The sequence below is a fragment of the Halobacillus sp. A1 genome, assembly GCF_024189295.1.
Classification (GTDB): domain Bacteria; phylum Bacillota; class Bacilli; order Bacillales; family Halobacillaceae; genus Halobacillus_A.
Genome location: NZ_JAIZEN010000008.1, coordinates 144,963 through 157,916, shown reverse-complemented (window position 1 = coordinate 157,916; position 12,954 = coordinate 144,963). Strand labels below are relative to the sequence as shown.

Here is a 12,954-nt window from a genome sequence, read left to right as displayed (position 1 = left end):
TCTTCCTCACTCATAAACTGAGGCTTGAGAGCAAAACCGGTTACAAGGAAAAACAGTGTTTGTGTCCACTTGATTCACCTAGTTATATATAAAGATAATATTCTACATTCTTCACCAATTCCCTTTTTTGCTTCTCAAACCTTTTAGTCTTTAAAATCGAGTCGTTTCCAAACGCCCCTTCTCCCGAGTAATCCATATAACTCCTATATCCGCAATGATTAAAAATCAAGGGCATCGTTTTTTTAACTTAGGTATGTTTTTATTACTCCTAGTCACTTATCCTTCTCAAAAATGAATACCCACATGAACGTTAAGGCCTGCTGCAAATCTTTAGGGAGAAAAGAGACATCCTTTCCTTCCACCTCACGCTTGAAAACCCCGTAGCCTCCTTCAAGATGCCACCCTGTTTCCAGTGCCATTTCTTCCAATTCCCACGGCATCATCGTATTACATATTACCTCATCTCCATAGACGCGCCGGTAGCTGTTCACCCTCGGTTTTGCCGTAGGTCCCAACACACCAATACAAAGTTTGCCGCCCGGCTTAAGGATCCTCTTCATCTCTTGAAGCCCTTCGTAAGGCACCTCTACCCACTCTAAACAGTTGATTGCCATAATGGCATCAAAGCGTTCCTCTTCAAAAGGGAGATGGACTAAGTCCCCCTGGACGAATTGAAGCCTTTCATGTTCAAGTCTCGACTTTGCCCGGCGGATCATATCTTCAGAAATATCCAGGCCGGTGACATGGTAGCCTTCTTTTTCTAATTTAAAGGAACCGTAGCCATCGCCGCATCCGAGGTCAGCGACCGTACTTCCTTGTTTTATATGTTTTTTAAAAAAGGGAATGATTGTTTTCCTGCTCCCGGTATCCCACATGTTCTCACTATTCGCATTCCAAAAGCCCGCACGCTCGTCCCATTGCTTTTCCGCTTCCTTGTGCCAGTTAAATGTCATTCCAATCCCTCCTGCGGTTTACATACTTTTATAATAACAGGTACCGGGACCTTTTGCGTGAAACGATTTCGATCTTTGCACCTACCCCTTTTACATTGGTCATATTTTCGTTAGAATATAAAAGGTTTATCAAATTCTAAGATTGTCACCTCGAAAAACTTGTCCGGCTGTTCAAAAAGATTTGCACATTAGAACATTCTCAGTTATGCTTAATAACACAATATAAGCTAATCAATCACAATGAAAACACCATATATAGTATCCGCGAACAGAAGATGCCACAAGGCTTAAAAGGGAATCTGGTTGAAATCCAGAACTGCCCCCGCAACTGTAAGCACTCGCGAAACGGAATGATCCACTGTGCAGAATCCAGCATGGGAAGGTCCGGAGTAGAATCGGGTGTGAGTCAGGAGACCTGTCTTCCTTCGCAAAAGTTTCAACTTCTTCGGGGACTGAGAAGATGAGGCGATGGAATGAAGGCGGTTATCTTATTGAACCCGCTTCATTGCATGGTTTCATCCGCTCACTCCCATGAGCGGATTTTTTTATTGAATTATTTATTTTTATGATAAAAGAGGAGCGATGGCATGACTACTGTAGTAACAACACACTGGCAAAACTGGTTGGAGAAACGAGCCAATGATTTCCCATCTCTATCAATGGGACGCATCATAGAAAAAGCTAAAAACGCAGCAGGAGATAAAAATGAACAAGCTTACTCACTGATTCTCGAATGTTTGGCTGAAATAAGCGAAACGGCTCCCGACTGGACGTATTTGGCCAGCCGTATACATCTTCAGCAGATGTATGAAGAATCGGCAGTCAACCGCGGCGCTGCCAACGCATATGAAGGACTGCATAATTTAGTGAAAATATTAGTCCGTGAAGACATTTATGACCCGAACCTCCTCAGTCTTTATTCGCACGAGGAAATGGACGAGCTTGAGAAAGCGATTGTTCCTGAACGGGACGCACTGTTTACGTATATCGGAGTGAAAACACTCGGAGACCGCTATTTGGCCCGCTCTAAATCGGGGCTGGTTTATGAACTTCCACAGGAACGTTTTATGATCATAGCGATGGTGTTGATGGCTCACGAAACCCCATCCCGTCGTCTGGAATTAGTGAAAGAATCTTACTGGGCACTCAGTCAGCTATATATGACCGTTGCTACACCGACATTAGCTAATGCAGGTAAACGCTACGGTCAATTGAGTTCCTGCTTCATTGATACGATAGATGACAGCCTCCAGTCCATTTATGACAGTAATACTGACATCGCCAACTTAAGTAAGCACGGAGGCGGCATCGGCGTCTACTTAGGTAAAATACGCAGCCGCGGTAGTGACATCAGAGGGTTCAAAGGGGTCTCTTCAGGCGTCCTTCCATGGATGAAACAAATCAATAACACGGCGGTGAGCGTTGATCAGCTCGGACAGCGTCAAGGTGCCGTTGCCGTATACTTGGACGTTTGGCATAAAGATATCTTTCCTTTTCTCGACAGCCGCTTGAACAATGGTGATGAGCGTCAGCGTACGCACGATCTCTTTACCGGTGTTTCGATTCCTGACTTATTCATGGAAGCTGTTGAAGATCGAGAAGACTGGTTCTTATTCGACCCTCATGAAGTTCGTAAGGTAATGGGTTACTCACTTGAAGATTATTATGACGAAACCCGTGGCAGCGGCTCCTTCCGCGAACGTTATAACGCGTGCGTACAAAATGAACAGCTCACTAAAGTGAAGGTCCCTGCGATCGAAATCATGAAACGGATTATGGTTGGACAATTGGAGACAGGAACCCCTTACATGTTTTATCGAGATGAAGTCAACCGCATGAACCCGAACAGTCATCAGGGGATGATTTATTGCAGTAACCTGTGCACAGAAATCACACAAAACCAGAGCGCGACCAAGCAGGAGGAACAAAAAGTTCAAGACGGTAAAATCATTACAGTCAAGACTCCAGGAGACTTCGTAGTCTGTAATTTATCAAGTATCAATTTAGGACGGGCAGTAACAGCGGACGTCCTCCCTAGATTAATTCCTATCCAAGTAAGAATGCTTGATAACGTCATCGATCAAAATACTATACCCGTCCTGCAGGCACAATTGACCAACCAGTCTTATAGAGGGGTCGGTTTAGGCACATTCGGGTGGGCGCACCTGCTTGCGAAGAAAAAAATCGCCTGGGAATCCGATGAGGCTGTGAGTTACGCTAACGACGTATATGAGGAAATTTCATATTACACAATCCGCTCGAGCAGCCAGCTGGCTAAAGAGAAAGGAAGCTACCCATTTTTTGAAGGCTCCGACTGGGACACGGGAGAATTTTTTGTTAAACGGGCGTTTGACCAAGACAATAAGTACAACTGGGAATCACTCAAGCAGGAAGTCCGTCAAAATGGAATGAGGAATGGTTACCTAATGGCGGTTGCCCCGAACTCCAGCACTTCCTTGATTGCAGGAAGCACAGCCAGTATCGATCCGATTTTCAAAAAGTTTTATTCCGAGGAGAAGAAGGATTTCAAAATACCAGTAACTGCACCTGAATTGAGCCCTGCTACTTTTTGGTACTATAAATCTGCTTATGACGTCGATCAGCATGCAAGTATTAAACAAAACGCTGCTCGTCAAAAGTATATCGATCAATCGATTTCTTTCAATATATACGTAAAGAATTCAATCAAAGCTAAAGAGCTGCTTGCCATTCATTTAGACGCATGGAAATCTGGATTAAAAACGACGTATTATACACGCTCGACATCCAGCCAGGGTAATTTTGATGAGTGCGAAAGCTGCTCATCTTAAGGAGGGAACATGATGGACCATACTATACAGAAACGCAAGCTTGTCGATCATAAGGCACCCAACGCATCAACAGGCATGGTGAATGGCCAGAGTTCGAACGTGTTGAACTGGGATAATACGCGCTATTCATGGGCTTACCCTATGTACAAAACGATGCTCGCTAACTTCTGGATCCCAAGTGAAATCAATATGAGCAATGATTTGAAACAATGGCCGGAACTTTCAGAACAGGAACAGGTTTCTTTTAAAAAGATTATCGGCCTGCTCGCTTTTTTAGATTCGATCCAAACTGATTATTCTGGAAAAATCGCCGACTACCTGACCGATTCTAGTGTTTCAGCCCTGATGCAGGTGCTCGCTTTTCAGGAAGTGGTGCACAACCAGTCGTATTCTTATGTATTATCCACTCTTGTTGACCAAGTTGAACAGGAACGGATTTTTGAATATTGGAAGCATGATGACATTTTAATAGAAAGGAATAAATTCATCACCGATGGGTATGAACAATTCGATGACAAGCCCTCTGTTGAGAATTTCTTGAAATCAGTCGTGTACGATGTCGTATTGGAAGGCCTGTTTTTCTATGCAGGATTTGCTTTCTTTTACAACTTGGCCCGAAACCAAAAGATGGTCTCGACAAGTACTATGATCAATTACATTAACCGGGACGAGCAGATTCACGTCAACTTATTCGCCCATATTTTTAAAGAAACGCTGAATGAAAACCCACAGCTTGACCGCGAATGGTATGAAAAATTCGTAACGGAAACCTTTAAAGAAGCCGTAGATTTAGAAATCAAGTGGGCCCATCACATTATCGGTAATGAGTTCCCCGGCATTCCAATAGATGATTTAGAGGATTACATTCGATATATCGCAAATAAGCGCTGCAAATTGATGGGAGCCGAAAAGCCTTTTCCTGAATATGAAGAAAACCCACTGAAGTGGATTCGTGCCTATCAGGAAGTCGATGAAGGAAAATCAGACTTTTTTGAGCAAAAATCCAGACAGTATACAAAAGTTTCCGAAGATAACGGATTTGACGATTTATAATTCTATTTTTTCAATCCCGTGTCATTTTTCCATAAATGACACGGGATTTTTATTTATGTCAACTTTTCTAACATTAAATAGATAATTGGTATTGATTTTTCTGAAAATTTGATTTATAGTAAGTTTTAACATTACCCAATATGTGAAGAAAACTAACATAACTAAAGGAGGATACTAACGATGAAAAAATTGGAGGCCATCATACGCCCTGAAGCTTTTCAATCATTAAGAGAAAATCTCGATACTTTAGGCGTCAAAGGGCTGACGGTTTCTGAAGTTGCTGGCTGCGGCCAACAAAAAGGACAGGAAGGGATTTTTCGAGGTAATCGTTACGAAGTGAAGCTATATCCGAAAGTGAAAGTAGAAATGGTAGTCGAAGATAACGAAGTTACAGACATTGTCGAAGTGATTACCAGCACTTGTGCTACAGACAAAGTGGGAGATGGGAAAATTTTCGTTTCCACTATCGACGAAGTGTTCCGAATCCGCACGGGAGAAAAAGGAAAAGCTGCACTTATCTAATTTTATTCGGAAGGATGTTATGAAAAGATGAAAAAAATTATCCCGTTATTATTAATAGCCTCCTTTAGCTTTCCAGTAGCTGCTAGTGCTCAAACAGAAGCTACTGCCGCATCTGTACTAGAATCGCTTGATATGGTATGGATCATGATTGCCGCCTTCCTCGTATTTTTCATGCACGCTGGATTCGCGATGGTTGAAGCAGGCTTTACACGTTCAAAAAATGCGTTAAACATTCTCATGAAGAACTTTATGACGATGTCTATCGCCGCCACTTTATATTTTATTGTGGGTTATGGAATTATGTTTGGAGCTTCTGGGGGAGGTTTCATAGGTCTAGATGGATTTCTACTTAGCGGACACGAAGACCAAATGGGTTTCTTTGTCTTCCAGGCTGTGTTCGCAGCAACATGTGCGACCATCATATCTGGTGCTGTCGCTGAACGTATCAAACTAAGCTCATACTTGATGCTCACTGTAGCCATGACAGCTTTCATTTATCCAGTAGTCGGTCACTGGGTATGGGGCGGCGGCTGGTTAGCTGAATTAGGTTTCGTGGACTTCGCAGGTTCGACTGTTGTTCACTTGACTGGTGCATTAGGCGCCATCGTTGCTGTCATGTTCCTTGGACCTCGTTTAGGTAAATACAGCGGAGGCAAAGTCAACGTCATCCAGGGTCACAACATTCCAATAGGTGCATTAGGTGTGTTCATCCTTTGGTTCGGCTGGTTCGGATTTAATGGCGGCAGTACGCTGGCAGCCGATCCGACGCTTATCCCTGCCGTTGTAGCTACTACTCTATTATCTGCTTCTGCAGGGGTCATTGGTTCTGGTTTTTATTCACAGCTGAAATACAAACGAGTGGACGCTACTCTTACATTAAATGGTGCATTAGCCGGGTTAGTGGGTATTACGGCAGGGACAGGCGATCTTTCCCCGCTTGGCGCCATCGCAACTGGTTTGATTGCCGGAGTCATCCTCATAGAAGGTGTAGAACTGCTTGACCGTAAACTCCACATCGATGATCCAGTCGGAGCCATCGCTGTCCACGGTCTTTGCGGAGTTTGGGGTACGTTGGCTGTCGGATTCTTTGCATTAGAAGGCGGACTATTCTATGGCGGTGGTTTTTCACTTCTCGGAATCCAAGCTATCGGTATTCTAGCCGTTGTAGCTTGGACAATGGGGATGACGGCTATCGTAGTATTCGCCCTTAAATCTGCATTCGGTATTCGCGTTTCCCGTGAGGAAGAAATTTCTGGACTGGACTTCTCCGAGCACGGATCAAGTGCCTATGAATCTTCTAAGAGCATTTTCAACGAAAACCCGAACCCTACAGTCGATAAAGACTTTGGTGTCGGATTATTGAGCAGGCTGGATAGTCTGGATCACGCGAAAACGAAGAAAGAAGAGCGTCCCGCTCAATAAACATCCAAAACCACCTGAAGCGACTCAACCGAGCTTCAGGTGGTTTTCTTTTTTCTCGATCCTATATGAAATTTTTAACAAAGCAGCTTTGCCCACCTTAACTTTATAGCAGGCCTGAAGACGTCCGGGATGCTCAGCCCTCACATGAAAATCAGCACACAAAATTGTCCGTAATGTCCAATTGCCAAAAGATAGGTATACCCCCTCATCCCCTCTCCTATCCTCTTTCGAACTGCTCGATAAGATGAGCCCGCCATCTCCATCATTTATGAGGATTTGAACCACTGTTATGACACCCACAGGTAATGGATAAGCTATATTTATATATGTCCTTCCCCTATGGTGATGAGAAGAATAATAGTTTGTAAGCATCGTTTCATTAGTATCAATGTTTTTCCTCACCCATGCCTTGACGTTTTTTCTACCGTCTTTACCCTCGCGAACAGGTACGACCTCCCCTTCCACTTCAAGGTAACTGGATAGATCGATACGGTTTACTCCCGCTCTTTGTCTAAGTCTTTGGAAAAGGACTGCAATTAAATTGAAACCTCTTCTCCACCTCACTGTCATCCCCATTTTGTAATCAGTCGTCTTTTCGAGAAAACGACGCACTTCAGTATGGACACTTCCAGGGTCAAAATGCACCGATTGATGAGAGGAGAGATCATGAACCAATCCTTCCGCATACAAATGCCTGGCTCTCCATTCACTTACATGATCTGATGATCCACGAATACGCAGCCGACTTACAGGAAAATTTGTGTATGTATAACCTTTCACCGGATGAATGCTTCTCCACGCCGCTACGGCCAGCCACGAAAAAAATAACGCATTGAACGTACCATGCCACTTCGTCATATCACCTACACCCAGCCAATAAGTGTTCATCTCTAAACCCAGCCTGTACATAATGGATAGTCCCATTGTCAAAATCAAAAGGAGAGAAGCGATCCGCAGCGCCATTTTAGGCCACATTTTAAATTCCACAGAACACCAGAGCCACCATAAACAAAGCCATACGAGAAACAACACGTAGACAGCAGTGACCACAAAACCTAGAAAGTGTTGGTGAGATACATTCAGGATAAATAACGGCCCTAGAGCCACACCTACCCCCAGTACTTGATAAGGCCGCCCCGTGCCTGTCTTTTTATAAGCACTCAGCCAGCGGCCGAACAATCCAATCAATACCAGAAGAACAAAACCAGCATAATGGAAATGGAGCGCCTGTATTTGCCCGGCGATTGTCTCCACTCCCACACTCGCCAAAACAAACCATACTCCACCTGCAGCTATATAGATTAAACCGATATCGATGATGGTTTCATGAATAGGAAACCAGCCTCGCCCAAGCCACCTCATCAAACCTCCAAAAGCTATTAATAAAGTGAAAAAGAACCATAATAACGCCCAACTCCCAGATTTCAGACCAGGAGGAAGCGCTACCGCCAACATACCGGCTACAGAAAAAGGCAGATAAGCAAGCATAACATTCCAAATCCACTGTTCCGCTCGATTATTTTCGGGAGATTGAATGATTTCTTCAAGCAAGAGTGGAACAAGTATGAGAAAAGCAAAGATCAAGGAGGCATCCAATATAGTCGTCTCAACAAAAACAAACCAAAGGAACATAATAAACACACCAATTGCAGCCATCGTTAAACCAGGCTTCTTCATAAATTCATTTCTCCTATCTGGCTTATTCAAATTAGGAAACCATATGTTATGCTAGAAATATTATACAAGGTGAGTCGAGCAGGTATGGATAAAACCTTGCCGGAAGGGGCGTCGTCTATTCTATGAGGTGGAACGAATCGTTTGGAAAAGAAGGTTCTCAGGAATCTTTAGAAAACAATAAAACCGCGGCATCACTGAATGAGAAAATCGAAGAATGGATTCGTTTATACAGCCACGATTTGAAGTGGCTTGCTTACTCCTACGTAAAAGATCATTCACTCGCAGAAGATATTACGCAAGAAACGTTTATCAAAGCCTACCAAAAGTATACCACTTTTAACCAAAATTCCACCGAAAAAACATGGCTTTACAAAATCACTATCAACTTGTGCAAAGACCATCTTAAAAGCTCCTATATCAGAAGGGTACTTAAAAAGGGGGCCGAGGTATTTCAAAACCTCCCTTCTCAAGCAGAAACACCCGAACAGCATACGATCAATAAGAGCAATGATGAGGAACTCTTTCAACACATATTACAGCTCGAAGATAAATACAGGGAAGTGATCATCCTTTTTTATTTCGAAGAATTCGAAGTGAAGGATATGTCTCAATTAATAAATGTGAGTCCGAATACCATTAAAACCAGACTTCGCAGAGCCCGCCAATTATTACAGGAGCAAATCGCTTCAGAAGGGAGCTCAACAGATGAATGAACTAATGGACCGTCGCTTAAAAAAGATGAATCATAATGTTAAATATCAACAAGTTCCTATGGATGAATATGAGATGGATAAGCTGCTTAATCAGGCTACGAATCAGGCGCCAAAGAATTCAAAAGTATGGAAGAAGTCTGCCTTACCGATGCCGGCCGCTGCTGTATTGATATTCATGATTTTTCAAGTACAGCCTTCTCATTCCTCCCAATACGATACAACATCCCTATCTCAACGCCCTGTCCATACTGAGATGAAAGGCCAGCAATTGATCGAGAATGATGAAGCCCAGCATACGATTGAACAGGCTAGCGCACAAAGCGAACAGCAAACCTATACAATGGTGCGCCACACCTACATCATCTTTAATGATGAGATGTTTGTTCAAACTGGGGAAACCATTGAAAAATCCAAGCTTGTTGAAACGATAGGTACTGTAAAGCCTGAAACTTCGGCTGAGTTACAACGCAGGCAATCCATCACGTCTAAAGAGAACATTTACAGCGTAGAAGGAATGGATGAGAATGAAGTGATCGCGATTAAAAGCAGACGAAGCACGGGCCATGAAACAACAAAGAAGGATTATTATATTTTCCAAAAGCAGGACTCTCTTCCTATCGCTCAATAACAAAGAGCCGCACCCTCTTATAAAAGCGGGGCGGCTCTTTGTTATTTTCAAAGGTTCAAATATTCTTTAAGCTTATCAAGTGAATGATAAATATCTTTCTTGATAACGGGATTATAGAACACAGCAGCAGGATGATAAAGCGGGAACACGGCATATGGTTTTTCGCTTAAGACATATTCATTATTTTCCCATTGATAGACAGGTCCTTCAATAAGCTCACCAAGCACCTCTGAAATTTTGTACTGCTTCCCCGCTAATCGTTCAAGGGCTACTCCGCCTAAAGCTATAATCAAGCGGGGCGAAATGGCATTAATTTGATAGTCTAAAATAGGAGCATGCGCGGCAATTTCCCTTTGATTCGGCTTGCGATTCGCTTTACGACGCCCCCCACTCCCTTTTTTTGTAGTATCTACCCACTTGTAAGGGCGGCTTCTCACCACACTTGTAATATAGACGTCCTCCCTTTTAATCCCAAGATAGGCGAACTGTTTATCCAATTCATCGCCCGCTCTTCCGATAAAAGGAACCCCTTCCACAGCCTCTTTTTCGCCAGGAGCTTCACCGACAATCATAATATCAGCCTCAGGGTTTCCATTCCCTAGAACGAACCCTTCCACCTTTTCATCTTCCATCTTCTTATTGGCTTCATTGATTATGTATTCTGGTAATTGCATAATCTGGTCCTCCATATACTAGTTTTATTATCATGTACCACCCCGGCACTAATCCAACACTCCTTTAGACATGTAATAATGTTTTCATTTGGAAAATTTAGATGTATGATTTATTAGAAATAAAATAGCAAAGGGAGATCATGAAAAATGAAAAAAACAGCTTCGTTAATTGTTCGTTCTTATAGATGGATTATTGCATTGTGGCTGATTGCTTCCCTCGCCCTGGGATATTTTGCACTTCAACTCCCTTCATTATTAGAAGGAGACGGTTTTAGAACGGATGGTGAATATGAACAAGTTGAACAAGAATTGACAGATACCTTTGATTTCCCTGAATCCACTCTCCTCCTTCTATTCGAGAAAGGGGAACAGACAGATGCCTCTTTTGTGCAATCCATTGAGGATAGCTTAAGCAGCATCGAAGAATTAGATGTCGGCGCCTCTATAATTTCCCCTTTAGATGACGAGTCGATGTACAGTGAGTCATCTGCTTACGCTGCGCTGAACTTTGAGAATGAACCAGAAGATCAAAAGAAAGTTATTGAAGATATCCAATCCGTCATAAACGAAGACGAAGCCATTCTTACAGGGGCACCAGTCATTTCAGAGGATATTAACAAAGCAAGCCAGGATGATTTAAAGCGCGCAGAATTGATTGGCGTACCGGTAGCTCTTATTATCCTGGTGGTTGCTTTTGGCACTGTAGTCGCTTCACTGCTTCCTTTGATTATAGGCGGCATCACTATCGTAATCGGTTTTGGATTATTAGCCCTTATTGGAAATCAAATGGACCTTTCCATTTTTATTTTGAATATCGCTCCTATGATCGGCTTAGCATTAAGTATCGATTTCGCTTTATTATTTATTAATCGATACCGCGAAGAGCTGATGTTCAAAGAGAAGACAGAAGCTCTCATCATAACGATACAGACAGCGGGACGTTCCATTCTATTTTCAGCCATCTGCGTGTTTATAGGATTGGGGGCAATGAGCGTCATTCAGGTCGATATTTTCATGAATATAGCAATTGGCGGGACAATCGTAATCATCGTTGCTGTTCTCGCGTCCCTGACTTTTCTTCCTGCCGTTCTATATGTTGCTGGTCCTCACTTGAATAAGTGGAGGATTATTCCTGTCAGTGAAGGAAGCACTGCAAGATGGAAAAAGTTCGCTTACGCCGTCATGAAACGCCCTCTTGTCATCACGTTTACCGCGCTCGCATTATTAGTAATCGGCATCCTCCCTGTTTTCAATATGAACTTAACGATTCCGACCATCAGTTCACTGCCAGAGAGCTATGAGTCCCGCGCAGCTTACGAACAAATCGATGAGGAATTTATGGGTGATAGCGAAAGTACCGCCTACGCCCTCGTTCAACGAGACGATGGATGGCTTGACCAAGCAGGACTGGAGGAAATCGAACAGCTTGAAAAGATACTTAACGAACCGGAAATCGTGGATTCGGTAAATACCATTTACTCATCGAGTGATATTTCATCTTCAGAAGAGTTCTATCAAGCTGTGGAAAACGAAGCTTCTCGTACTCAGTTGGAACCAGTTATTGAACCATTCATTCAAGAGGAGCAGCTCATGATTCCGATCAACTTGTCGGTAACAGCTAACTCATCTGAAGCACAAGAGCTTCTCTCTGACTGGAGTTCACAAACCTTCGACCAGGAGATAAGCTTTGGCGGCCAACCGAAGTTCAACGAAGAAATCTACACAGAAATCTATGAGAAAGTCGGTTATGCTCTGGCGATCATACTGCTTTCCACCTTCATCATCCTTACGATCGCTTTTCGGTCGATCATCATTCCTTTAAAAGCTATTTTTATGAATATCGTCGGGCTGATGTCCACATTCGGTGTGCTTGTATGGCTTTTCCAGGGCGGTCATTTCGGCCTGGAGGAAGCTGATATAGCCCTTATCCTGCCGGTTATTGTGTTCAGCCTGGTTTTCGGGCTCAGCATGGATTATGAGGTCTTCCTTATTTCTAGAATTCAGGAATATTATTTACAATCAAAAGACAATACGCAAGCGACAGCAGATGGGCTAGCCAGTACGAGTAAAATCATCACGTCCGCTGCCCTGATCATGATTGTGATTACCGGAGCTTTTGCCTTTACAGGAGTGGTGCCTGTTAAACAAATCGGTATCGGCATCGCAGTTGCCATCTTTATAGATGCGACCATTATACGACTGCTTCTCGTTCCAAGCCTTATGAAGCTGTTAGGTGATTGGAACTGGTGGCTTCCTTTTAGAAAAGTACCTAAACAACAAAAACAGCGTTCGTAATAGTAACCTGAAATTTTCTACTTATATTGCGTAGTAAATTGTAATGGAATTATTGAAAAAATATTCTTAAGCAAACTGGCAGGATAGTGGAGACTTGATTTCGAGACATTTGGTGAGTGGATCAGGGCGTCGGGGAATGACTCGCTTTCCGTGGGAGCGCGGTGAGCTTCCTCGGACGTCCCGTCCTGCGGGATCTCACCAAGCACT

At 43.2% G+C, this 12,954-nt stretch carries 10 protein-coding genes and 1 riboswitch; of the genes, 7 read left to right on the top strand and 3 right to left on the bottom strand.

Going from position 1 to position 12,954, the window contains the following annotated elements; translation table 11 throughout:
- Window positions 1-272: 272 nt before the first annotated feature.
- A complete protein-coding gene (locus LF817_RS10870; protein ID WP_253935833.1) occupies window positions 273-953 on the bottom strand; it encodes a class I SAM-dependent methyltransferase in 681 nt (226 codons plus the stop codon).
- Window positions 954-1,209: 256 nt separating this feature from the next.
- Window positions 1,210-1,389: riboswitch (cobalamin riboswitch) on the top strand.
- A 151-nt stretch (window positions 1,390-1,540) separates the two neighbouring features.
- On the opposite strand from LF817_RS10870, the gene LF817_RS10865 reads away from it, so the two are divergent.
- From LF817_RS10865 to LF817_RS10850, 4 genes are all read left to right on the top strand, one after another.
- Window positions 1,541-3,763, top strand: a complete 2,223-nt coding sequence (locus tag LF817_RS10865) for a ribonucleoside-diphosphate reductase subunit alpha (protein WP_253935832.1) — start codon at window positions 1,541-1,543, stop codon at window positions 3,761-3,763.
- Window positions 3,764-3,775: 12 nt separating this feature from the next.
- Window positions 3,776-4,816, top strand: a complete 1,041-nt coding sequence (locus LF817_RS10860; protein ID WP_253935831.1) for a ribonucleotide-diphosphate reductase subunit beta — start codon at window positions 3,776-3,778, stop codon at window positions 4,814-4,816.
- Window positions 4,817-4,996: 180 nt separating this feature from the next.
- On the top strand, window positions 4,997-5,338 hold the full coding sequence (locus LF817_RS10855) for a P-II family nitrogen regulator (RefSeq protein ID WP_253935830.1): 342 nt from the start codon (window positions 4,997-4,999) through the stop codon (window positions 5,336-5,338).
- A gap of 27 nt (window positions 5,339-5,365) precedes the next feature.
- Entirely contained in the window at window positions 5,366-6,760 is a 1,395-nt protein-coding gene (locus LF817_RS10850; RefSeq protein ID WP_253935829.1) for an ammonium transporter, read from the top strand.
- 24 nt (window positions 6,761-6,784) lie between these two features.
- Here the strand turns inward: LF817_RS10850 and LF817_RS10845 are convergent, their stop codons facing one another.
- Window positions 6,785-8,437, bottom strand: coding sequence for a YndJ family protein (locus LF817_RS10845; protein WP_253935828.1), 1,653 nt, complete (start codon window positions 8,435-8,437; stop codon window positions 6,785-6,787).
- 122 nt (window positions 8,438-8,559) lie between these two features.
- Here LF817_RS10845 and LF817_RS10840 point away from each other — a divergent pair, with 122 nt between their 5' ends.
- Together LF817_RS10840 and LF817_RS10835 are read left to right on the top strand one after the other, a co-directional pair.
- Window positions 8,560-9,150, top strand: coding sequence for a sigma-70 family RNA polymerase sigma factor (locus LF817_RS10840; RefSeq protein WP_253935827.1), 591 nt, complete (start codon window positions 8,560-8,562; stop codon window positions 9,148-9,150).
- Entirely contained in the window at window positions 9,143-9,778 is a 636-nt protein-coding gene (locus tag LF817_RS10835; RefSeq protein WP_253935826.1) for a hypothetical protein, read from the top strand. The genes LF817_RS10840 and LF817_RS10835 overlap by 8 nt, the downstream gene beginning before the upstream one ends.
- Window positions 9,779-9,825: 47 nt before the next feature.
- Here the strand turns inward: LF817_RS10835 and LF817_RS10830 are convergent, their stop codons facing one another.
- Window positions 9,826-10,452, bottom strand: coding sequence for a uracil-DNA glycosylase (locus LF817_RS10830; protein ID WP_253935825.1), 627 nt, complete (start codon window positions 10,450-10,452; stop codon window positions 9,826-9,828).
- A gap of 147 nt (window positions 10,453-10,599) precedes the next feature.
- Between LF817_RS10830 and LF817_RS10825 the strand changes: the two genes are divergently transcribed.
- Window positions 10,600-12,747 (top strand): MMPL family transporter, encoded by a 2,148-nt coding sequence (locus LF817_RS10825; protein WP_253935824.1) that lies wholly within the window; start codon window positions 10,600-10,602, stop codon window positions 12,745-12,747.
- The last annotated feature ends 207 nt before the right edge of the window (window positions 12,748-12,954 follow it).